Source organism: Streptomyces sp. NBC_00582 (assembly GCF_036345155.1).
Taxonomy (GTDB): Bacteria; Actinomycetota; Actinomycetes; order Streptomycetales; family Streptomycetaceae; genus Streptomyces.
Map to the genome: position 1 here is coordinate 7,026,332 of NZ_CP107772.1, position 21,189 is coordinate 7,047,520.

Consider the following 21,189-nt stretch of genomic DNA (forward strand, 5'->3'; position numbering starts at 1 on the left):
GGCTACCGCTCCCCCCTGTGGTCCTGAGGCCCGCCCTGCTCCGGTACGCGCGGGGCGGACAGCAGTTCGGCGGCCGCCCGCTGATAGCGCAGGACGGCCTGTTCGGCGACGCGCAGATCGCAGGGCGCGCTCCACAGCATGCGGCGCGCCGCGTCGTAGCGCTCGATGAGGAACGGGTCCTCGGCCAGCCCGTGCCGGGCCACCTTCGCCTTGTACGCGTCGAGCCGGCCGCGCAGCTCCGCCCGCACCGCCAGCGGCGCGGTGACCGCCGTGAGCGACTCACGGGCGCGCAGCAGCTCGTCCTCCGCCTTCTGCTCCAGCGACTCCAGCAGCGGGGACAGCCGGTGCCACTGCGCGTGCCGCCGGTACTCGGCGGCCGTCGCGAGCTGTTCCTGCAGCACGGTCGGCGGGCCGCTGACCACCGGGACCTCCGTCGCCGCGATCTTCGCGAGGACCTCCCCGCGCGCGGTACGCGCCTCGGCGAGCGTGCGGTCGGCCCGGCTGAGCACGTCCCGCAGCCTGACCAGCCGCTGCTCGGCGTCCTGACGGACCGTCAGCACCGCGTCGATCTCCCGCCGTACGTCCTCCAGGGCGCGCGCCTCACGGTCGTACACCGTGGTGTCCGGGCGGCCGCCGCCGGGCGCCGAACTGCCCTGCGTGGGCACCCAGTACGCCAGCGGGTCCGAGATCACCTCCTCGCGCAGCCGGGTCAGCGTGCCCGTGATGCGCTCCAGGTCGTCGCCCGCCGGGTGCTCGCCCGGGCGCACTCCCACCGAGTGCGCGAGCTGCCGGGTGCGGTGGAGCTCCGCGGCCAGTAAATCGATCCGCGCGGGCAGCGCCGACCACACCGCGTCGGCGGCGACGACCATGTCCAGCGACGAGGCGTACAGCTCGTTCATCCGGTCCACGAGGGCGACGAGGGAGAAGCTCTGGCTGAGCTTGCCCGTGCCGACCAGTGTGGGCGCGACCGCCGTGGCGGTGGCCGCGCCGGCGACCGTGACGGACTCGCCGCGCAGCAGCTGAGTCAGCTCGACCAGGTCCTCACGGCTGGACCAGCGGCGGCGCGAGCGGATCTCCCGCGCGGAGCGCAACGCGTCCGTGTACGCGTCGAAGTACGACCACAGCAGGGTGATCGACGCCTCCGCGGAGGCCCAGCGCTCCTCGGTGACCCCGGTCAGCCGGGCGCCCTCCAGGAGCCGTCGGCCCGCGTGGTCCTGCAGGGCGAGGAGCGAGGTCTCGATCGCCTCGTGCTCCGCGCCGAGCCGCGCCAGCGCACGGTCGACCTCGTCCCGGTCCATCACCGGCCCGGGGGCTCCCGTGACGCCCATCGATCACCTCTCCGCTGCTGTGTCGTTCGTCGGTCCGTGCGCCTGCCTGTCGGTCCGTCAGCTCTTGCGCAGGTACACGGGAGCGGGCGGCTTCGACGGTCCCGCGTCGGTGCCCAGTGTCGCCGACAGCCATGTGTTGTACGACGTCTGCCAGCCGTTCGCGCGGTACTCGACGAGGATCTGGTTGACGCGCCGGACCAGGTCGTCCGCGTCGCTGTTCATCGCCACGCCGTAGTACTCGGTCGTGAACGGCCCGCCCTTGAGTTCCACCGTCGGATCCTGGGCGGCCTGGCTCGCCGCGAGCGCGCCGTCGGTGACGACCGCGTCGACCTCGCCGAGCTGGAGCCGCACCAGGCAGTCCAACTGGTTGGGGACGACCGTCTCCAGGTTGACGCTCTTGGGTATGCGGCCCGCCGCCTTGTCGGCGGTGAGCCGGAGGTTGGCGATCGAACTGGACGCCGTGCAGATCTTCTTGCCGGCCAGCGTGCCGTCGTACCCCTTGATCGAGGAGGACCTGGGGGCGAGCACCTGCTGGCCGGTCTTGAAGTAGGGCGCGGAGAACGCGACCTGCTTGATGCGTTCGCAGTTGATCGTCATGGTGCGCACGACCATGTCGACCCGGTGCTCCTGGAGGGCGGGGATGCGCTGGTTGGTCGGGATGGCCTTGAACTGGACCGCGTTCGGGTCCCCCAGGATGTCCTGCGCGATCCGGTGCACCAGGTCGATGTCGAAACCCTCCAGCTCCGCGCCCTTGTTGTTCGGGTCGCGGTAGCCCCAGCGGTAGCTGTTCTGGTCGACGCCGACGATCAGTTTGCGCTTCTCGCCCTTGCGGGCCTTGATCTTGGCGATCGTGTCGCCGTCCGCGCCGGACGGCGGCAGGGTCTGCTTCTCCGGGTCCTTGCAGTCGGAGTCCGCCGCGGCGGTCCCCTCGGCGATCCGGGGGCCGCCCAGGCCCGTCGAGCCGTCGCCCCGGGCGCCGGTGGTCAGCGGCAGCAGCAGCACACACATCAGGGCGAGGGCGCAGACGGCCGCCATCGCCCCCACACCGCCCCAGCCCTTCAGACCGTCCCGCACACGTCGTGCGCGCATCGTCACGCCCCCTCTCACCGGTACTCCGACAGCCTGCGCCCGATCCCGAGGACCGCGCCCGCCGCGCCCAGCACCGCGAGGACGGCGGCACCGGCCGTCAGACCGGTCATCGCGTCCAGACCGTCCCCGGCCGCCTGCTGGAACTCCTGCTGCTCGTGCCTGAGCGCGGTGTCCAGGTTCTTGTCGACGCTGTCGAAGCACTCGGCGGTCGCGCCCTTGTCGCCGATCACCAGGGCCAGCGCCTGCTCGTAGTTGCCGTTGTCGTCCTGGTCGCGGGCCGCCAAATGGCGCTTCTCCCACACCAGCATGTTGCCCTGCGCCGCGGCGACCGGCTTCTCGCCCGCCTGGTCGTCGGCGAGCTTCGCCGCCTGCGCGAGGCCCTTGCCGAGGGCGGTCATCTCGGTGGTGAACTCGTTGTCGTACTTGTCGACCGTCTGTTGCTTGCCGTCGACCGTGATCTTCTCGGTCTCGGCGCCGCGCGCCACCAGGGTGAGGTTCTCGTTGCCGCGCGCCTTCAGGGACGCGATCCGCGCGTCGTGGAGCACGGTCAGGGAGCGGACGCCGTGGTCGTAGGAGTCGTCGAGCCCCGCGCGGGCCACGGTGTGCCCGACGACGAGCCACAGCAGGACGACCGTGGCGGTCGCCGTGGCCGCGACCATGCCGTGGTTCAGGACCCGGTTCGTACGGCGGTAGTTGCGGTGCTGCGCCCAGGCCAGACCGGCGAGCGCGAGGACGCCCAGCGCGATCGCCGCCCACGGGTAGGGGGTGGCGTCGGCGTAGTCGTCCTCGAGGCGCTGGTTCTGCTTGGTGTAGAGCTTCTGCGCCTCCGGGAGCATCTCGTCCTGCATCTTCTGGTTGGCGTAGCGCAGATAGGCGCCGCCGACCGGGAAGCCCTGGCGGTTGTACGTCCGGGCGCGCTCGACCAGGCCCTTGTACTCCGGGAGCAGGGTGTTCAGCCTGGTGATGGCCTTGGCGGAGGCGGAGCCCGGGTCGGAGCTGTTGGCGGCCTTCACCAGCTCGGCGGCCGCCTCGTCGATGTCCTCCTCGTACGCCCGGCGGGAGGTGGCGGTCTCCTGACCGCCCGCCAGGAAGCCGCTGGAGGCGGCCGTGTTGGCGTCGGCCAGGGAACGGTAGATCTTGGCCGCGGCCGCGCTCAGCGGCTGGCTCTTGTGCAGGACGTCGTCGGCCGCGCCGGCGCGGTCCGAGGTCTGCCAGGCGGTGACCGCGCCGAAGGCGACCATGAGGAGGGCGAGGACGGCGCCGATGATCCGGAGCCGTCCCGGCTCCGTCGTCGCCGCGGCGCGGGCCTTGTCGACGCCCTCCGCGAAGGCCGTACGGCGTTGTGGTGGAGTGAGTGTTGCCGGTTCTGCCACGTTGTTGACCCCCCCATGGTCATGCCTCGCCGCAAGTATCGCTGGCGGGAGTGACAATGCGCACCGGCCTTCACTGGATCTTGATCAGATCGCAGTCACCCCTGTTCATGAATACGCGGGGAGTGTGTGTTCGGTTCCTTCGTGGGGGCGTGGGTTGTGTTCGGGGTGCGGGTTGCGTCGTGGCTGGTCGCGCAGTTCCCCGCTAGGTCAGTTGCGCGTCCGTGTCGAAATGTGAGCGCGCCTGAAGCTGCGCCTCCGGCCCCAGACCCAGCCTGTCCAGGCCAAGCAACGCCGCTCCCAGCACCGGGCGTGCGCGGACCACCCGGGCCACCGCCTTCGGTGCTCGTGCCTCCAGACGCTCGCGGATCCCGTCGTCCAGTCGGGCGTGGCCCGCCGTCAGGACGCCGCCGCCCAGGAGGACCGGGGTCTCCTCCTCCAGGAGGTCCAGGCGGGTCAGGGCCACCGCGGCCATCGTGACGACCTCCTCCGCCAGACGGTCGACGATCGCGCGGGCCACGGTGTCTCCCTGTGCGGCCGTCTCGAAGAGGACCGGGGTCAGTTCGTGGCGGCGCAGGTCCGGGATGTGTTCCAGGTGGAGGGCCTCGATGAGGGAGTACATGCCGGAGAGGCCGAAGTGGGCGGGGAGGGTGTCGGCCAGGGCGGTGGAGGCGCCCCGGCCGTCCTCCGCGCGGGCCGCGTGCCAGAGCGCCTCCTCGGCCAGGCCCCAGCCGCCGCCCCAGTCGCCGGAGAGGCGGCCCAGGGCGGGGAAGCGGGCGGTGCGGCCGTCGGGGCGCATCCCGACGCAGTTGATGCCGGCGCCGCAGACCACGGCCACGCCCCGGGGGTCGGGCACCCCGGCCCGCAGGATGGCGAAGGTGTCGTTGCGGACGTCCACGGTCGTGCCCCACGCGCGCGCGTGGAGGGCCGCCGCCAACTCCTCCTCCTCCACCGGCAGGTCCGCGTTGGCCAGGCAGGCGGAGACATGGGCCACCGAGGTGACGCCGGCCGAGGCGTACGCGCGCGTGACCGTGTCGGCGAGGGCGTCCACGGCCGCGGTGACACCGACGGCGGGCGGGCGGAAACCGGTGCCGCGGGCGGTGGCGAGCACGTCCCCGTCGGCCGCCACCACCGCCACGTCGGTCTTGCTGTTGCCCGCGTCGATGGCGAGGACGCTTGCGGTCAGGCCCACGCGAGGTGCTCCCGGTTGTGTGCGATGAGTCGGTCGGTCAGTTCGTCGGCGTACGCGTGCTGGGCGATCAGGGGGTGCGCGAGGAGGGCCTTGAAGACACGGTCCCGGCCGCCGCGCAGGGCCGCGTCCAGGGCCAGGTCCTCGTACGCCGTCACGTTGGCCATCAGGCCCGCGTACAGGGGGTCCACGGGGGGCACGGGCAGCGGGGAGGGGCCCTTCCGGCCCACCGCCGCCTGCACCTCGATCACCGCGTCGTCGGGGAGGAAGGGCAGGGTGCCCTCGTTGAGGGTGTTGACCACCTGGTACGGGCTGCCCGAGCCGGTGAGGAGCGCGGCCGCCAGGTCCACCGCCGCCTCCGAGTAGTAGGCGCCGCCGCGCCGGGCGAGCAGCTCCGGCTTCTCGTCGAGCGCCGGGTCGCCGTACATCTCCAGCAGCTGCCGTTCCATCGCCGCCACCTCGGCCGCCCTGGACGGCTTCGTGCGCAGCTCTCGTACGACCTCGTCGTGGGCGTAGTAGTAGCGCAGGTAGTACGAGGGGACCACGCCCAGGAGGCGCAGCAGGGGGAGCGGCAGGCGGAGGTCGCCGGCGATCGTGTCGCCGTGGTGCGCGAGCAGGCCCGGCAGGACGTCCTCGCCCTCGGGGCCGCCCAGGCGTACGCCGGTCTCCCAGGTGAGGTGGTTGAGGCCGACGTGGTCCAGGTGGAGGTCGGCGGGTGCCGTGTCGAGCAGCGCGGCGAACTTGCGCTGCAGGCCGATCGCCACGTTGCACAGCCCGACCGCCTTGTGGCCCTCCTTCAGCAGGGCGCGGGTGACGATGCCGACCGGGTTGGTGAAGTCGATGATCCAGGCGCCGGGGTTCGTACGGCGGACCCGTTCGGCGATGTCGAGGACCACCGGGACCGTGCGCAGCGCCTTGGCCAGGCCGCCGGCGCCGGTGGTCTCCTGGCCGACGCAGCCGCACTCCAGGGGCCAGGTCTCGTCCTGTTCGCGGGCCGCCTGGCCGCCGACGCGGAGCTGGAGCAGCACGGCGTCGGCGCCGTCGACGGCCGCGTCCAGGTCGGAGGTGGTGACGATCCGGCCGGGGTGGCCCTGCCGGGCGAAGATCCGCCGCGCCAGTCCGCCCACCAGTTCCAGGCGTTCGGCGGCCGGGTCGACCAGGACCAGCTCCTGGAGCGGGAGCGTGTCGCGCAGCCGTGCGAAGCCGTCGATCAGCTCGGGGGTGTAGGTCGAACCGCCGCCTACCACGGTGAGTTTCATGCTGTGTTAACCCTTTACTCCGGTGAGGGTGACACCTTCGACGAACGCCTTCTGGGCGAAGAAGAACACGAGGATGACGGGGGCCATGACCAGCACGGTGGCCGCCATGGTGAGGTTCCAGTCGGTGTGGTGCGCGCCCTTGAAGGACTCCAGGCCGTACGACAGGGTCCACGCGCCCGGGTTCTCCGAGGCGTAGATCTGCGGGCCGAAGTAGTCGTTCCAGGCGTTGAAGAACTGGAAGAGGGCGACGGCGGCGATACCGGGCTTCGCCATCGGCAGGATGATCTTCAGCAGGGTGCGCAGATCGCCGCAGCCGTCCACCTTCGCCGCGTCGACGTACTCGTTCGGGATGGTCATCAGGAACTGGCGCAGCAGGAAGATCGAGAACGCGTCGCCGAACGCCAGCGGGACGATGATCGGCCACAGGGTGCCCGAGAGGTCGAGCTGCTTCGCCCAGAACAGGTACATCGGGATGACGACGACCTGCGGCGGCAGCATCATCATCGAGATCACCAGCATGAGCGTCAGATTGCGGCCCCGGAAGCGGAACTTGGCCAGGGCGTAGGCGACGGGGACCGAGGAGAGGACCGTCAGGACCGTTCCCAGTCCCGCGTAGATCAGGGTGTTCTTCCACCAGGTGAGGAAGCCGGGGGTGTCGAAGACCTTCCGGTAGTTGGCCCATTCCCAGGTGTGCGGGATCAGGTCCCGGCTGAGCGCCTGGGAGTCGCTCATCAGGGAGGTCAGGAACACGAACACGAAGGGGAGGGTGAAGAAGAGGGCCGCGGCCACGCCGAGGGAGTGGATCGCGATCCATTCCAGGAGCGCCTTGCGGCGGGCGGTGCGCTCGGCGGGCGAGGCGGGGCTCCGCACCTCCACCGGACGGTCCAGTACTTGGGTCATCGGTTCAGTCACCTGCCTGGATGAGGCCGCCCCGGCGCCGCATCAGAAGCGCGGTGAACGCCATCGACAGGGCGAACAGGACGAGGGCGACGACACAGGCGGAGCCGTAGTCGAAGCGCTGGAAGCCGAGGTTGTAGACGAGCTGGGGGAGGGTGAGCGTGGAGTGCTCGGGGTAGCCGGGCTCGAACATGGTCCCGGCGCCCTGGATCACCCCCGAGGCGACCTTTCCGGCGACCAGGGGCTGGGTGTAGCACTGCATCGCCGCGATCACACCGGTCACGACGGCGAACATGATGATCGGCGAGATGTTGGGCAGGGTGACGAACCGGAACCGCTGCCAGGCGGACGCGCCGTCCAGTTCGGCCGCCTCGTACTGCTCCTTCGGTACGTCGAGCAGCGCGGCCATGAAGATGACCATCAGGTCGCCGACGCCCCACAGGAACATCAGGGTGAGGGCCGGCTTGGACCAGTTCGGGTCGTTGAACCAGCCCGGGGCCGGGATGCCGATCTTCTCCAGGATGGAGTTGACCGGTCCCGTACCGGGGTTGAGGAGGAAGGCGAAGGCCATCGTGGCCGCCACCGGCGGGGCCAGGTAGGGCAGGTAGAAGAGGGTGCGGAAGACGCCCGTACCCGTCTTGATCTTCGTGATCAGCATGCCGATCCCGAGTCCGAACAGGACCCGCAGGGTCACCATGATCACGACCAGCCAGAGGGTGTTGCGCAGGGCGGGCCAGAAGAACGGGTAGGACTCGAAGACGTAGGTCCAGTTCTTCGTGCCGCTCCAGGTCGGCGGCTTGAAGCCGTCGTAGTGCATGAACGAGAAGTAGACGGTCGAGATCATCGGGTACGCGAAGAAGACCGCGAAGCCGATCAGCCAGGGGGAGAGGAAGGCGAGGGTACGAAGCGCCGACCTGCGACGCTTCGTCCGCAACGTGAGGGCGCTCATCGCTACTTCGCCTGCGCGATGTCCGTGTCGATCTGCGCGGCGGCCTTCTTCAGCCCCGCCTGCAGGTCGGTGAGCTTGCCGCTCTCGTAGTCGTAGCCGAGCTGCTGGATGGTGGTGAGGTAGACGCCGCCGTTGACGGAGGCCGGGGAGGACGTCGAGTTCGGGTTCGCGGCGATGTCCAGGAACGTCTTGAAGCGCGGGTCGTACTTCAGCTTCGGCGACTTCAGCGCGTCCAGCGTCGAGGGCACGTTGTGGATGGCGTTGGAGAAGTCCACCACCGCGTCGGTGTCCGTGGTGATGTACTTGACGAACTCCCAGGCCGCGTTCTGCTTCTTGCTGGTGGCGGCGATGCCGGCGATGGTGCCGGTGATGTAGCCCTTGCCGTACTGGTCGGCCTGGTCGTCGGGGACGGGCAGCGGCGCCACGCCGATCTCGAAGTCGGGCTTGGCGTCCAGCGCCATGCCGAGGCGCCACTCGCCGTCCAGCTGCATGGCCACCTGGCCGGTCTGGAAGGGGTGCTTGGGGCCCCACTCGTCACCGAGGCCGGAGCGGAACTTCTCCAGCTTCGTGAAGCCGCCGAGGCCGTCGACGAGCTTCTTCTGGAGGGTGAGGGCGTCGGTGACGGCCGGGTCGGTCGCGATCGTCGACTTGCCGGACTTGTCGAAGTAGGTCGGCGAGAACTGGCCCAGGTAGTGCTCGGTCGTGGTCTCCCAGCCGTGGTAGTCCGGCATGAAACCGAGCTGCTTGTAGGTGCCGCCCTGGGTGATCGTCAGCTTCTTGGCGTCGGCCTCGAACTCGGTCCAGGTCTTCGGCGGGCTGGTGATGCCGGCCTTCTTGAACGCCGTCTTGTTGTAGTAGAGGCCGTAGGCGTCACCCAGCAGCGGCACCGCGCAACGGTCGAGCTGGTACTGCGTGTACTCGTTCATCGCCTTCGGGAAGGTGGTGTTCGGGTCGATGCCCGACTTCTTGAAGAAGGGGTTCAGATCGACCAGGGCGCCGGAGGAGCAGAACTTGCCGACGTTGTTCGTGGTGAACGACGAGATCACGTCCGGCGCCTTGCTGCCGCCCGCGCGCAGAGCCTGGTTGATCTTGTCGTCGGTCATGTTGCCGACGACGTTCACATGGATGTTGGGGTGGGCCTTCTCGAAGCCGGCGACCAGCGCCTTCACGGCCTTGACCTCGTTCGGCGCGCTCCAGGCGTGCCAGAAGGTGATCGTCTGCTCCTTGGACGCGTCGTCGCTCGCGCCGGAGGACGACGCCTGGCCGGTACAGGCGGTGGTGCTGAGGAGCAGGGCCGTCGAAGCGGTCAGGGCGAAAGCCGCCTTTCGGGCGACATCGGGGATGCGTGCAGACATGACGGGGCCTCCCGGGGCAGGGCAGGGTGCGGTGAGGAGAAGGGATCTGCGAAGAAGACGTACGTGCGGGGGGTTACGGGCGCGAGGTGTCGAAGACCTCGTCGCGGGTGGCCGCCAGCGCGCTCTCCAGCGCGCCGCGCAGCACGGGCCGTTCGGTGACGTCGCCCAGGACCAGCTTGGGCCGGGACGCGGCCAGTTCCTCCAGTTCGGCCTGGACGAGGGCGCGCAGCACCTCGCCGCCGGCGGTCAGGGAGGCGCCGCTGAGGACGACGAGTTCGGGGTCGAGGACGGAGACCAGCGAGGCGAGACCGGTCGCGAGCCGGGTCGCGTACGTCTGGAGCAGCAGCCCGTTGAGGACGGTGTCCTCGGCGGCGGCCCGCTCCAGGAGGGTGGCGGCGGCCTCGGCGTACGGCCCGTCCGGGACGCCGCTCATACCGAGCTCCCGGGCGAGCCGGGGGATGGCCTGGGAGCCGGCCAGCTCCTGGTAGCCGCCACTGTTGGCCTTGGTGACATGCCGGACCAGGGGTGCTCCGGGGACCGGCAGGAAACCTACCTCCCCGGCGCCGCCGGTCCAGCCGCGGTGCAGTCGGCCGCCGAGGACCAGGGCGGCGCCGAGTCCGCCCTCGTTCCAGACGAGGACGAAGTCGTCGTGGCCCCGTGCCGCGCCGAGGCGTTGTTCGGCGACGGCGACGAGGTTGACGTCGTTCTCGTACTCGACCGGCATCGGCAGCGCTGCGGCGAGTTCGTCGAGCAGCGTGGGTGAGTGCCAGCCGGGCAGGTGGGACGCGTAGCGCAGTCGGCCGGTGGTGGGGTCGAAGGCGCCGGGGGTGGCGACGACGAGCCGCCGTACGTCGTCCCGGGTCAGCGCCGCGGACTTCACGGCGCCGTCGAGGGCCTCGGTGACCTGCCGTACGACGGTCCCGGCGGTCCTTCTGGTGGGGGTCGGCACCTCGTAGGTGCCCACCGTCCGGCCGGTGATGTCGGCGACGGCGGCGAGGACGCGCTCGGGGGTGACGTCCAGGCCCGCGGCGTAGGCGGCGGCCGGGTTGACCTCGTAGAGCTGGGCGCTCGGGCCGGGTCGTCCCTCGGTGGTACCGGTGGCGAGGACCAGGCCCGCCGCCTCCAGACGGGCGAGCAGTTGGGAGGCGGTCGGCTTGGACAGGCCGGTGAGCTTGCCGATGCGGGTGCGGGACAGGGGTCCGTGCGCCAGGAGGAGATCGAGGGCGGCGCGGTCGTTCATGGCGCGCAGGACGCGCGGGGTACCCGGCGTACCGGCGGTTCCTGCCATGGGGATCGACACCTGCCTTTCTGGACTGCCCAGCTTTTCAGTGACGCGGGAGCCAAGTCCACTTCCGGTCACTGTTAGGAAAGTTTCCTATCGTTGGAAGGGAAGGTAAGCCCGGCACGAAGGGGGCGTCAAGGCAAGAAAACGGAAACCGCCCCCGAGGCAACGCAGTCGTTACCTCGGGGGCGGTGCGGTGGTGCGGGTGGTGCCGGTGCCGTGGCTACTTCACGTCGACGTAGTCGGCTGCGGCCGTCTTGGCCGCGGTGGTGGCCGTGCCCGCGAAGGCGAAGCGGTAGTAACCGTCCTTGCTCGCCTTCACGGTGGTGGACAGGGCGCCACCGGTGCCGGAGGTGATCGTCTTGACGGTGGTGTAGGAGCTCGCGCCCTTGGCCTTGAACTGGAGGGTCACCTTCTGGCCCTTGTAGCCGCTGTAGACGCTGTCCTCCCAGTTGGCGCGCGTCAGCTTGCCCTTGACGGTGAGCGTCCCGCCCTTCTTGACGGGCTCGGGCGTGGCGTTGACGGTCAGCTTGGCGGCGCGCTGGATCGTCGCGGTCGCCGTGTTCGCCCACATGTCGTAGCCGAACTCGAAGCTGATGTGGCCGTCGGAGTCGTCCAGGTCGGTGGCGCCGTGGCCGTAGAAGCCCGCGGTCTTCCAGGTGCGGGCGTCGGCGGCCTCGTAGAGGTTGTCCCACGGGTCGATGACCAGGGTCTCGGTGCAGGACGCGGTCACGGTGGTGTCGGTGGTGGCGGTCGTCGTGCAGGACGGCGCGGAGTCCGGCTCGATCGAGTTGTCCTGCTCGGCCAGGGTGCCGCGGTACAGCATGACGCCCGCGAAGTTGTTCTTGTAGTCGATGGTCAGGTCGGCCGGACGGGTCAGTGTGTACGTGACCGGCACCTTCACCTTGGCGGTGGTGCCGACGACGATCTTCTTGCCGTGGTTGACCTGCACGCCGGCGAACGTCAGCGCGGGAGAGTCCGCCTGTGCCGCGGGTGCGGCCAGAACCCCCAGAGCCAGGGCACCGGTCAGGGCGGTGCCGATGGCGAGCTTCCTCATGTATCCCCACATTCGAACGGACCCCTGGGCGTTGCGCTCCAGAACAAGGGCCCGATATGGGGGTGACGATAGGGGGTGGTGTGACGTGGGGGACAGGTGGGGCGGGTGTGAAGATCCTTGGATGTCGGAATCGAGGAACGGGGCCCTGTCCGGGGCCGGACAGGGCGCCGGCAGGGGGAGCGGATCACCGACGCCGACCTTGGTGTCGGTGGCGTAGTGGGCCTCGCTGTCGTACCCCTACTTCGGCGAAGCCGAAGGTGTCGCCGCCCGCTGCGGGGTGATCGGTGACGCGGCCGCCACCTGGGGCGAGTCCGTGTTGGAGAAGACCGACGGGGCCGCGACGACCGCCGTCGGGTCGACGGGGTCCTCCTCGGCGGGAGCCGTCGCGCCGCCGACGATCCGGATGTCCGCCGCGTCGAACGCCCGCTTGATGCGCCAGCGCAGCTCCCGCTCCACCTTCAGGGCCTTGCCCGGCATGGTCTTGGCCGAGACCCGCACCACCATCGAGTCCAGCAGCACGCTGTCCAGGCCCAGCACCTCGATCGGGCTCCACAGCAGCTCGTTCCAGGGCTCTTCCTTGCTCATCCTCTCGGCGACGCCGTCCAGCGTGGCCTTCACCCGGTCGAGGTCCTCGGACGCCTTCACGGTGACGTCGACCCCGGCCGTCGCCCAGCCCTGGGAGAGGTTGCCGATCCGCTTGACCTCGCCGTTGCGGACGTACCAGATCTCACCGTTGTCGCCGCGCAGCTTCGTCACCCGCAGCCCGACCTCGATGACCTCGCCGCTGGCGACCCCCGCGTCGATCTGGTCGCCGACGCCGTACTGGTCCTCCAGGATCATGAAGACGCCGGACAGGAAGTCGGTGACCAGGTTGCGCGCGCCGAAACCGATCGCCACACCCGCCACACCGGCCGAGGCCAGCAGCGGGGCGAGATTGATCTCGAAGGCGGACAGCGCCATCAGCGCCGCCGTGCCGAGGATCAGGAAGCTCGCCACCGAGCGCAGCACCGAGCCGATCGCCTGTGACCGCTGGCGCCGCCGCTCCGCGTTGACCAGCAGCCCGCCCAGCGTGGAGCCCTCGGCGGCCGACTCGACCGTGCGGTTCATCCGGTCGATGAGCTTGGTGATCGCCCGCAGCACGAACTTTCTGAGCACCGCCGCGATCACCAGGATCAGCAGGACGCGCAGACCGATCGCGAGCCATGTCGACCAGTTCTGCTCGACCCAGCTCGCCGCGTTCGTCGCGCTCTCCTGGGCGTCCTGGAGCGACGGGACGGTCACGGTCGGCGACTCCGAGGGGGTCGGCGAGGGCGACGAGCCGGCGGCCAGTAGGACGGCGGGCAAGGACACGGCAGGTACCTCCAGGTGCAGCGGTCCGCCTCCGGTGCGATGGTCAAGATCGTCAAGGTCACGAAAGGGTCACCGGACGGGCAGAACCACCACACTAACGGGGCACTGTGTGTGGGTCCGTCCGATGCGGCAAGGAGAGACAGGCCTCACCCGCGCTTGAACAGGCCACGATCCGGGGGATGTATCGGGGTGTGGTCGAAAACACTCCCAGCCCGTTACCGGGACATGGTGGCGCGCCCGCCGGGCCAGAGGAGAGACTGACTGCAGATCGTCCCGGCGCGAGCCACGCGCCGCCGACGCCCAAGGAGGCATCCGTGCCGCATGTCCTGGTCCTCAACGCGTCGTACGAGCCGCTCGGCGTCGTACCGCTCCGCCGCGCGCTCGTCCTCGTCCTGGAGAACAAGGCCGTCTCCCTGGAAGAGTCGGGCGCCTTCCTGCACAGCGCGACCGTCACAGTCCCCGCACCCAGCGTGGTCCGGCTCAAGCGATTCGTCCGGGTTCCCTATCGGGGGCCCGTTCCTCTGACCCGTCGGGCGCTCTTCGCGCGGGACGGGGGCCGGTGCATGTACTGCGGTGGCGTCGCAACCAGCGTCGACCACGTCATCCCGCGCAGCCGCGGGGGCAAGCACGTGTGGGACAACGTCGTGGCGTCCTGCCGTCGCTGCAACCACGTCAAGGCCGACCGCCATCTCGTCGAGATCGGCTGGCGGCTGCGCCACAAACCCGCCCCGCCCACCGGTCTCGCCTGGCGCATCATCGGCACGGGCCATAGGGACCCGCGCTGGCTGCCCTACTTGCAGCCGTACGGCGCGGACGACGCCTTGGCCCGGATCGACGGCATCTCCGCCTGACGATCCGGGCTTCTTCATGCCCCGTGGCACCGGCGCCCGCCCGGTTCAGCCACGGGGCCCTTCGGGACGGGCACCCCGTACGACGTACAGGGCCGTGCCCAGCACGCACGCGCACCCGGCCACGACCCACGCCGCCGTCACGTCCCCCGCCTGCGCCGGCCAGGCCCACAGGGTGACCGCGCGTCCGCGCACCCCGTCCGACGCCGGGTACACCGTGCCGACGTAAGCGCAGGCCGGCAGCCAGCTCCGTCGGGCACCGAGCAGGACGGCCGAGGCCGCGACGAGCCCGGTACAGCCCAGCAGGTTGCGCAGGACGGCCGGAGCGTCCCCGAGCACCGCGACCGGCAGCAGGGCCGCCGCCACCGCCGTCAGGCCGAGCAGCTGGGCCAGCCGGAGCGGCCACCAGGGGCGTACCGCCGTACGGTCCAGCTCGTCGGTGGCGGAGTGCAGACTCGCCCCGGTCACCGCCGCGGCCAGCAGCGGGGCCAGCGTCACCAGCGGCGGCAGCCGGTCCGGATCCCCGCCGGAGCCCGTGCCCGCCGCCGCCCCCAGGGTGAGGACGGCCGTCGCGGCGAGTACGGCGAGGGTGAGGGGGACGGCGCGCGACCGGGCGTACAGCGGGACCCCGCTCACAGCGCCGGCACCTTCCGCGCGTCGCAGTCGCCGGCCGCCGCGAAGTACGCCGACAGCCACTCCCGGCGCGCGTCGGCCCCCATCGAGGCCAGCCGCTCCCGGGCCGCCCTGCGTTCCGCGAGCCCGGCCCGCCGCTCCTCGTCGCCCCGCGCGTCCAGCCGGTCGAAGTACTCCTCCGCGGGACTCGGCGCGAGATAGTGCTCCACGGCGTCGTCCGCCAGGCTCACGCGCGGGTCGAGCGTCCCGCAGTCCCCCCGGCCCCGCAGCATCGCCACCGCCTCCCACGCGTACTGCCCGGGATCGGTCAGCCGCCCCCGCACCAGCGACGAGCCGAGCGGGGTGAGCATCGGCAACTGCACCTCGCCGGCGCGCGGCGCACCGAGCCGGTCCTCGAACCGGACCGGCAGGTTCCGTACCCCTTCCAGGCGGCCGGTGATCCCCGACAGGGCGGCTGTGACCTGCGGCAACAGCGCGCCGTAGCGGGCGTTGACGCACACCTGGGGCGTCGTCGAGGTGTCGCACACCTGCCGGTTCTCGACCGGGTTCGTCCGCCACAGCCCGTCCCCCGTCTGCACCAGCAGCCCGCCCGCCGCGACGGCCGCAGCCAGCGGCAGCAGGGCCGTCCACCGGCGCCGCGCCGCGTACGCCAGCACGGCCGCCGTCGCGAGACCGGCCACCCACACCGCCATCGCGGCCGGCTGCCGGCCCACCGGGATCTCCCCGTGACCCACCGGGAGGGCCGGGTTCACAAAGCGGTCCGCGCCGTCGTCCGACGCCACCGACAGGCCCAGCACCGCGTACCCCGCGAGCGCCAGCAGCGGCGCCGCCGGCCGCCACGCGACCACCCGCCCCACCACCTGACCGCTCACCGAGGCCGCCGCGACCGCCAGCACGTCCACCGGCAGCAGATCGAGATACGGCCGGTCGCCCCGCGCGTACGGCCAGGTCGCCAGCGACGCCCCCGCCGCCGTGACCGCGTACCCCGCGACCAGCCACAGCGCGAGCGGCACCGCCGACGCCAGGAACCGGGCCAGCGGCCCCCGCACGACCGACTCCCACAGCTCCTCGGTACGGCGCCGGCGCTCCCGCCCGCCCAGCCAACAGCCCGCGGCCGCCGCGAAAGGGAGCAGAAGCAGCAGCATGGCGTGCAGCTCGGAGCGGGTCTCCACCCAGCCGCCCTGCCAGCGGTCCGCCGTCGCGGCCAGCACGGCACCCAGCGTCAGCACCACCGCGCCCCCGGCGGCCGGCGCGAACCCGCGCATGGCCTCGGCGCGCAACGGATGCCGCAGCACCGGCCTTCCCCCCGACGCCTTCACCCTTTCCCGTACGAGGGTCATCGCGCTGCCTCCAGCCCGCCGCGGTGGGCCCGCAGCGCGGCGGTGTAACCGCGCTCGATGACGCTGTCCCCCACACCGGGCGCCTCGCCCAGCGCACCGAGGGACTCCGGGGTCCCCCGGTAGGCGACCCGGCCCGCGTCCAGCAGCGTGACCTCGGTGCAGGCGGCCGCCACGTCCTCCACCAGGTGGGTGGAGACGATCACCGTCGAGGTGGAGCCCAGCTCCCGCAGCAGCGCACGGAACTCCACCCGCTGCTCGGGATCGAGACCCGCCGTCGGCTCGTCGAGCAGCAGGACGTCCGGATCGTTGACGACGGCCTGCGCGATGCCGACGCGGCGGACCATCCCGCCGGACAGCGTCCTCACCCGGGCGTCGATCCGGTCCTGCAGACCGACCCGGCGCACCGCCCGCTCGACGGCGGCCGGGGTGTCGGCGGCGGGCATCTCCTTCAGCCAGGCCACGTACGCGACGAACTCGCGCACCGTGAAGCCCGGGTAGTGGCCGAACTCCTGCGGCAGATAGCCGAGCCGGGCGCGGACCGTACCGCGCCGCGCGGCCTCGCCCACGTCCTCGCCGAGGATCTCCACCCGCCCCGAGTCCGGCCGCGCGACCGTGGCCAGCACCCGGATCAGGGAGGTCTTCCCGGCGCCGTTGGGGCCGAGCAGACCGTGCACACCGACACCGAGATCCAGGTCCACGGCGTCCAGGGCGACGGTCCTGCGGTGCCGGACACGCAGTCCGGACACACGTATGGTGCTCACTTCATCTCCAAGGAGGGGGTTCGTGGAACGGCTCACCGTCGGTCCACGCCGTCGTAGGCGCCGCGGCGGACGGCCAGCACGGCGGCGCACAGCACGGCAGCGGCCGCCCACGCGCCCTGGGCCGGGGCGCCGTCCAGACAACGCGAGAGCTGCTCGGCGAGCCGGCTGACCGGAGTGCCGCCGGGCGAGGTCAGGACCGGGGCGAGGACGGCGGCGAGCCAGCCGCCGCCGGTCACCGCCGTCGCCGTACGGCAGCCGACGTACCCGGACAGGGCGAGCGAGGCCAGGGTCAGCGTCAGGCCCGGCAGCAGCCAGGCCGCCGCGCCCGGGGCCCCGGAGGCGGGCAGCAGCAGCCCCGTCACGGTGAGCAGCGGCAGGCTGACCCCGAGGACGGCGGCCGTCCGCGTCAGCACCAGCCGCAGCCCGCCGGAGGGGGTGGCCGCCGCGATCTCGTGCAGCGGATCGGCGTACCGCCCGTAGGAGAGGGCGACCCCGGCCACGGGCACCACCGGCGCGAGAGCGAGGAGCAGCGGGCGTACGCCGTCGACGTGCGCGCCGTACGCCAGCCCGAGTGCCCCCAGCGCGACCAGCACCACGGCGGGCAGCCAGGCCCCGCGCACGGCGGGCCCGGCGGCCCACAGGGCACGGTCGAGGAACGAGGACCAGAGGCGGGCACGGGGGGCGGGCGGCGTGGGAAGCGGCTCGGGTACGTCTCCGCCCACGAGGTCGTTCAGTACGGCGTCCCGGACCCCGGCGAGGACCAGTGCCGGCGCCGGCAGTCGCCGTACCGCCTCCGAGACGCGTGCCGCACACCCCCCGCACCGCTCCACATGCCGCTCCAGGGACCAGGCGTCGGCCTCCGGGAGGGTGCCGTCGGCGTACCGGGCGGCGAGGCCGTCGGACACATGCCACGAGTCGGTGCGCCGGCCGAGGCGATCGCTGTTCATGCCAGGCCTCCCGAGGCCGGTGCGGGACTCAACTGGGCGAGAGCGGCGCGCAGTTCGGCGCGGGCGCGCATCGCCCGGGTCTTGACCGTGCCCTCGGGGATGCCGAGCAGCCGGGCCGTCTCCCGGGTGGTGAGCCCGTCGACGACGGTCGCGCGCAGCACCTCCCGCAACTCCGGCGAGATCCGGTCCAGGGCGGTGCCGACGTCGCCGAACTCCAGCCCGTCCAGCACCCGTTCCTCGGCCGAGGGCGCCTCGGCGCCGACGGTGGAGGCGGTGGAGGCGGTGTCCAGGGGAGTCGTCTCGATCCTCCCGGCGCGCTGCTGTGCCCGCCGGGTGTCCACGAGCCGCCGGGCGGCGATGGTCCACAGCCAGCCGCCCGCCTCCCCGCCCCGGTGCCCGGCCGCCGACCGCCACACCGTCACGAAGGTGTCCTGCAGCACCTCCCGCGCGACCTCGGCATCCGCGCACCGGCGCACGAGCCGGGCGTACAACCACCCGGCGTGCCGGTCGTACAGCGTGGCCAGCGCCGTCGCGTCCCCGTCCGCCACGGCCCGCAGCAGCGCCGCGTCCGTGTCGATCTCCCCGTGGCCCCTCATGGGGCGGAACAGTCTCACACCCCCTCTATCGACGACCGTCTCGCCGCCGGTTCACGGGCACGGGAGAATCGGGCACGTCTGTCCTCGCGCACGCTGGGTAGGGCTGCGATGACCGATGCCGTACCCCACAGGAGGCCCTCGTGATCGCCCAGGCCCGCTCCAAACGCCCGGCGGAGCACTCCGCCGACCTCACCGACCTCACCGACCCCGCCGACCTCGCCGGCTTCGGCGCGGAGCCCCGCTCCCGCCCCTTCAGCGCGGAGGGCGCCAGCGTGGAGGCCCCCCTGACCAGCGAGCCCCCGCTGCCCGACACCGAGCCCCTCACCAGCGAGCCGCCGTTCGCCGCCGCGGACTCCGACACCACGAGGCCCTAGGTGTGCCGTCCCGGGACGTCGGTGGCACGTGTGCTGGGTGCTTGAAGGCTGCCCGGCGCGAAGGGCCAGGTGGCTCCGCCGCATGACCCTCCACGCCGCACGCCGATCGCACGCACCGAACGCCGCTCCCTCTCCCACGGAGATCCATCAGAAGGGCCCCCGATGACCGCACCCCTCGGCGAGGAGCTCGCCCGGCTTGCCGCGCTGCACGGTGTCGCCACCTCCTACCAGCCCGCCCCCGACCGCACGGTCACCGCCTCGCCCACCGCCGTCGTCCGCGCGCTCGCCGCGCTCGGCGTCGACGCGGGCACCCCGCAGGCCGTGCGGGACGCGCTCGGCGTACGGGAGCGCGCCCTCGCCGAGCGGCTGCTGCCGCCGACGCTCGTGAGCTGGAACGGCGGCCCGTGCGAGGCGCTCGCCGCCCTCCCCGAGGGCACCCGGCTGAGCGTCGCGACCGAGCAGGGCGAGACCAGGGACGCCGCCGAGGGCCTGCCGCACGGGATCCACCGGCTGACGGCCACCGCGCCCGACGGCCGCACCGCCCACGTCCACCTCGTCGTGGCCCCGCCCCGCCTGCCCACGCCCCCGGAACGCTCGTACGGACTCCTCGTCCAGCTCTACTCCCTCCTCTCCCGCCGCTCCTGGGGCATGGGCGACCTAGGTGATCTGCGGGAGCTGGCCGACTGGGCGGGGCGGGTGCTCGGGGCCGGATTCGTGCAGGTCAACCCTCTGCACGCGGCCGTACCCGGCGCACCGACCGATCCGTCGCCGTACCGGCCGTCCTCGCGGCGCTTCCCCGACCCCGTGCATCTGCGCGTCGAGGAGATCCCCGAGGACGCCTACGTCGAGGACCGCGCGCCGGCCGAGCGGGCGGCGCGGCTGCGGGAGGCCGTCCTGGAGAAGGGGGAGCTGATCGACCGGGACGCCGTGTGGGAGGCCAAGCGGCAGGCGCTGGAGCGGGTGGCCGAGGTGCCGCTCGGGCCGGGCCGGCGTGCCGCCTACTGCGACTTCCTCGCCGAGCAGGGGCAGGCTCTGGAGGACCACGCCACCTGGTGCGCGCTCGCCGAGGTGCACGGGCCGGAGTGGAGCCGGTGGCCCGAGGGGCTGCGGGATCCCCGGTCCGCGGAGACCGCCCGGGCCCGCCGTGAGCTGATGCACCGCGTCGACTTCCACTCCCGGCTCGTCTGGCTCACCGACACCCAGCTCACCGGCGCCCAGCGCGCCGCGCGCGAGGCCGGGATGGGCATCGGGATCGTGCACGACCTCGCCGTCGGCGTGCACCCGTCCGGCGCGGACGCCTGGGCGCAGCAGGAGTACTTCGCCGCCGGGATGTCCGTGGGCGCCCCACCCGACGCCTTCAACGCGCGCGGCCAGGACTGGGGGTTGCCGCCCTGGCGCCCCGACCGCCTGGCCGAGTCCGGCTACGCCCCGTACCGCCGTCTGCTGCGCGGCCTCTTCCGGTACGCGGGCGCCCTGCGCGTCGACCACGTCATGGGCCTGTTCCGGCTGTGGTGGGTGCCGCAGGGGGAGGCGCCGACGGAGGGCACGTACGTCCGCTACGACGCCGAGGCCATGCTCGCCGTCCTGGTGCTGGAGGCCTCGCGGGCCGGCGCGGTGGTGATCGGCGAGGACCTGGGCACCGTCGAACCCGGCGTCCGGGAGGCGCTGCGGGCCCGCGGGGTCCTCGGGACGTCCGTCCTGTGGTTCGAGCGGGACTGGGACGGCGACGGGCACCCCCTGCCCCCGGACCACTGGCGCGCCGACTGCCTGGCCACCGCCACCACCCACGACCTGCCGTCCACGGCGGCCCGTCTCACCGGCGAACACGTCGAACTCCGCGACCGGCTGGGCCTGCTCACCCGCCCCATTGAGGAGGAACGCGCGGAGGCCGCCGCCGACACGGGGGAGTGGCTGGCGCTGCTCACCCGGCTCGGGCTGCTGGCCGGGACCGCGGGCGGCGGCGACCCCTCCTCCGAGGAAGCGGAGGTCCAGGCCGTGCACCGCTTCCTGCTGCGCACCCCGGCCCGCATGATCGGCGTCTGGCTCCCGGACTGCGTGGGCGACCGCCGCCCGCAGAACCTCCCCGGCACCTGGGACCAGTACCCGAACTGGCGGCTGCCCATCGCCGACGGCCGGGGCCGCCCCGTCCCCCTGGAGGACCTCGTGGCCTCACCCCGCCTGCACGCCCTGATCGACGTCCTGAAGGAGGCCCTGGAGAACTGACGGGCTCCCGTACGGCACCCCGGGCGCGCGGCCCCGCGAGGCGTTCGCTACTTTTGCTCTGTGGACAAGAAGAACGCCCTGCGCGCCGGCGCCCTGGCCGCCGGTACGACGCTGATGATGCTGCTCATGTCGTCCCCCGCGCTCGCGCTGACCCGCGACGACGGCGACGACCCCGGCACCGGCCTGAACGTCGGCGAGACGCTGGGCCTCTATGTGGCGGCCCCGCTCGTGATCTTCCTGGTCATCGTCGGCCTGGTCATGGTCCTCGACAAGTCCAACCCGGCCCACCGCGTCTTCAAGCCGGGCAAGACCAAGGCCTGACGCTCCAGCGCGTGGCCGGTG

General features: G+C 72.3%; 20 protein-coding genes. 4 read left to right on the forward strand and 16 right to left on the reverse strand.

Annotated features, from left to right (window positions below; all coding sequences use genetic code 11):
• Window positions 1-2: 2 nt before the first annotated feature.
• The 11 genes from OG852_RS31860 to OG852_RS31910 all read right to left on the reverse strand — a co-directional run bounded on the left by OG852_RS31860 (window position 3) and on the right by OG852_RS31910 (window position 13,125).
• On the reverse strand, window positions 3-1,328 hold the full coding sequence (locus tag OG852_RS31860) for a hypothetical protein (protein ID WP_133911568.1): 1,326 nt from the start codon (window positions 1,326-1,328) through the stop codon (window positions 3-5).
• A 57-nt stretch (window positions 1,329-1,385) separates the two neighbouring features.
• A complete protein-coding gene (locus OG852_RS31865; RefSeq protein WP_133911569.1) occupies window positions 1,386-2,417 on the reverse strand; it encodes a glutamate ABC transporter substrate-binding protein in 1,032 nt (343 codons plus the stop codon).
• A 14-nt stretch (window positions 2,418-2,431) separates the two neighbouring features.
• Complete coding sequence (locus tag OG852_RS31870) at window positions 2,432-3,790, reverse strand: hypothetical protein (RefSeq protein ID WP_330349768.1); 1,359 nt, start codon at window positions 3,788-3,790, stop codon at window positions 2,432-2,434.
• Window positions 3,791-3,992: 202 nt separating this feature from the next.
• Window positions 3,993-4,979: an N-acetylglucosamine kinase gene (locus tag OG852_RS31875; protein ID WP_330349769.1), complete on the reverse strand. Its 987-nt coding sequence runs from the start codon at window positions 4,977-4,979 to the stop codon at window positions 3,993-3,995.
• Window positions 4,970-6,235, reverse strand: a complete 1,266-nt coding sequence (locus tag OG852_RS31880; protein ID WP_330349770.1) for a family 4 glycosyl hydrolase — start codon at window positions 6,233-6,235, stop codon at window positions 4,970-4,972. Before OG852_RS31880 ends, OG852_RS31875 begins: the two co-directional genes overlap by 10 nt.
• Before the next feature lie 6 nt (window positions 6,236-6,241).
• Window positions 6,242-7,135 carry a carbohydrate ABC transporter permease gene (locus OG852_RS31885; RefSeq protein WP_133911572.1) on the reverse strand — a complete coding sequence of 298 codons (894 nt, stop codon included), beginning with the start codon at window positions 7,133-7,135 and terminating at the stop codon, window positions 6,242-6,244.
• A 4-nt stretch (window positions 7,136-7,139) separates the two neighbouring features.
• Window positions 7,140-8,081 (reverse strand): carbohydrate ABC transporter permease, encoded by a 942-nt coding sequence (locus OG852_RS31890; protein ID WP_133911573.1) that lies wholly within the window; start codon window positions 8,079-8,081, stop codon window positions 7,140-7,142.
• A gap of 2 nt (window positions 8,082-8,083) precedes the next feature.
• On the reverse strand, window positions 8,084-9,436 hold the full coding sequence (locus OG852_RS31895) for an ABC transporter substrate-binding protein (RefSeq protein ID WP_133911574.1): 1,353 nt from the start codon (window positions 9,434-9,436) through the stop codon (window positions 8,084-8,086).
• Window positions 9,437-9,509: 73 nt separating this feature from the next.
• Window positions 9,510-10,724: an ROK family transcriptional regulator gene (locus tag OG852_RS31900; protein WP_330349771.1), complete on the reverse strand. Its 1,215-nt coding sequence runs from the start codon at window positions 10,722-10,724 to the stop codon at window positions 9,510-9,512.
• A gap of 217 nt (window positions 10,725-10,941) precedes the next feature.
• Complete coding sequence (locus OG852_RS31905) at window positions 10,942-11,775, reverse strand: hypothetical protein (protein WP_330349772.1); 834 nt, start codon at window positions 11,773-11,775, stop codon at window positions 10,942-10,944.
• A gap of 237 nt (window positions 11,776-12,012) precedes the next feature.
• Complete coding sequence (locus OG852_RS31910; protein WP_133911577.1) at window positions 12,013-13,125, reverse strand: mechanosensitive ion channel family protein; 1,113 nt, start codon at window positions 13,123-13,125, stop codon at window positions 12,013-12,015.
• Between the two features lie 314 nt (window positions 13,126-13,439).
• Here OG852_RS31910 and OG852_RS31915 point away from each other — a divergent pair, with 314 nt between their 5' ends.
• The gene (locus tag OG852_RS31915) at window positions 13,440-13,976 is read left to right on the forward strand and encodes an HNH endonuclease (protein ID WP_067244152.1); all 537 of its coding nucleotides are present in this window, start codon (window positions 13,440-13,442) and stop codon (window positions 13,974-13,976) included.
• Window positions 13,977-14,021: 45 nt separating this feature from the next.
• Here the strand turns inward: OG852_RS31915 and OG852_RS31920 are convergent, their stop codons facing one another.
• From OG852_RS31920 to OG852_RS31940, 5 genes are read right to left on the reverse strand one after another with little or no spacing between them, the layout of a single operon-like run.
• On the reverse strand, window positions 14,022-14,609 hold the full coding sequence (locus tag OG852_RS31920) for a hypothetical protein (protein WP_330349773.1): 588 nt from the start codon (window positions 14,607-14,609) through the stop codon (window positions 14,022-14,024).
• A complete protein-coding gene (locus OG852_RS31925; protein ID WP_330349774.1) occupies window positions 14,606-15,946 on the reverse strand; it encodes a hypothetical protein in 1,341 nt (446 codons plus the stop codon). The genes OG852_RS31920 and OG852_RS31925 overlap by 4 nt, the downstream gene beginning before the upstream one ends.
• Complete coding sequence (locus OG852_RS31930) at window positions 15,943-16,707, reverse strand: ABC transporter ATP-binding protein (RefSeq protein ID WP_330349775.1); 765 nt, start codon at window positions 16,705-16,707, stop codon at window positions 15,943-15,945. Before OG852_RS31930 ends, OG852_RS31925 begins: the two co-directional genes overlap by 4 nt.
• Window positions 16,708-16,739: 32 nt before the next feature.
• A complete protein-coding gene (locus OG852_RS31935) occupies window positions 16,740-17,654 on the reverse strand; it encodes a zf-HC2 domain-containing protein (RefSeq protein ID WP_133911580.1) in 915 nt (304 codons plus the stop codon).
• A complete protein-coding gene (locus OG852_RS31940; RefSeq protein WP_330349776.1) occupies window positions 17,651-18,250 on the reverse strand; it encodes an RNA polymerase sigma factor in 600 nt (199 codons plus the stop codon). The genes OG852_RS31935 and OG852_RS31940 overlap by 4 nt, the downstream gene beginning before the upstream one ends.
• Before the next feature lie 140 nt (window positions 18,251-18,390).
• Between OG852_RS31940 and OG852_RS31945 the strand changes: the two genes are divergently transcribed.
• From OG852_RS31945 to OG852_RS31955, 3 genes are all read left to right on the forward strand, one after another.
• The gene (locus OG852_RS31945; protein WP_330349777.1) at window positions 18,391-18,624 is read left to right on the forward strand and encodes a hypothetical protein; all 234 of its coding nucleotides are present in this window, start codon (window positions 18,391-18,393) and stop codon (window positions 18,622-18,624) included.
• A gap of 162 nt (window positions 18,625-18,786) precedes the next feature.
• Window positions 18,787-20,847, forward strand: a complete 2,061-nt coding sequence (gene malQ, locus OG852_RS31950) for a 4-alpha-glucanotransferase (RefSeq protein WP_330349778.1) — start codon at window positions 18,787-18,789, stop codon at window positions 20,845-20,847.
• A gap of 60 nt (window positions 20,848-20,907) precedes the next feature.
• Window positions 20,908-21,168, forward strand: a complete 261-nt coding sequence (locus OG852_RS31955) for a hypothetical protein (RefSeq protein ID WP_133911584.1) — start codon at window positions 20,908-20,910, stop codon at window positions 21,166-21,168.
• The last annotated feature ends 21 nt before the right edge of the window (window positions 21,169-21,189 follow it).

Coding starts and splice junctions, on each gene's coding strand:
- OG852_RS31860 (WP_133911568.1), bottom strand. CDS start 1,328: ATGGGCGTCACGGGAGCCCCCGGGCCGGTGATGGACCGGGACGAGGTC.
- OG852_RS31865 (WP_133911569.1), bottom strand. CDS start 2,417: ATGCGCGCACGACGTGTGCGGGACGGTCTGAAGGGCTGGGGCGGTGTG.
- OG852_RS31880 (WP_330349770.1), bottom strand. CDS start 6,235: ATGAAACTCACCGTGGTAGGCGGCGGTTCGACCTACACCCCCGAGCTG.
- OG852_RS31885 (WP_133911572.1), bottom strand. CDS start 7,135: ATGACCCAAGTACTGGACCGTCCGGTGGAGGTGCGGAGCCCCGCCTCG.
- OG852_RS31890 (WP_133911573.1), bottom strand. CDS start 8,081: ATGAGCGCCCTCACGTTGCGGACGAAGCGTCGCAGGTCGGCGCTTCGT.
- OG852_RS31895 (WP_133911574.1), bottom strand. CDS start 9,436: ATGTCTGCACGCATCCCCGATGTCGCCCGAAAGGCGGCTTTCGCCCTG.
- OG852_RS31900 (WP_330349771.1), bottom strand. CDS start 10,724: ATGGCAGGAACCGCCGGTACGCCGGGTACCCCGCGCGTCCTGCGCGCC.
- OG852_RS31905 (WP_330349772.1), bottom strand. CDS start 11,775: ATGAGGAAGCTCGCCATCGGCACCGCCCTGACCGGTGCCCTGGCTCTG.
- OG852_RS31925 (WP_330349774.1), bottom strand. CDS start 15,946: ATGACCCTCGTACGGGAAAGGGTGAAGGCGTCGGGGGGAAGGCCGGTG.
- OG852_RS31935 (WP_133911580.1), bottom strand. CDS start 17,654: ATGAACAGCGATCGCCTCGGCCGGCGCACCGACTCGTGGCATGTGTCC.
- OG852_RS31940 (WP_330349776.1), bottom strand. CDS start 18,250: ATGAGGGGCCACGGGGAGATCGACACGGACGCGGCGCTGCTGCGGGCC.
- malQ (WP_330349778.1), top strand. CDS start 18,787: ATGACCGCACCCCTCGGCGAGGAGCTCGCCCGGCTTGCCGCGCTGCAC.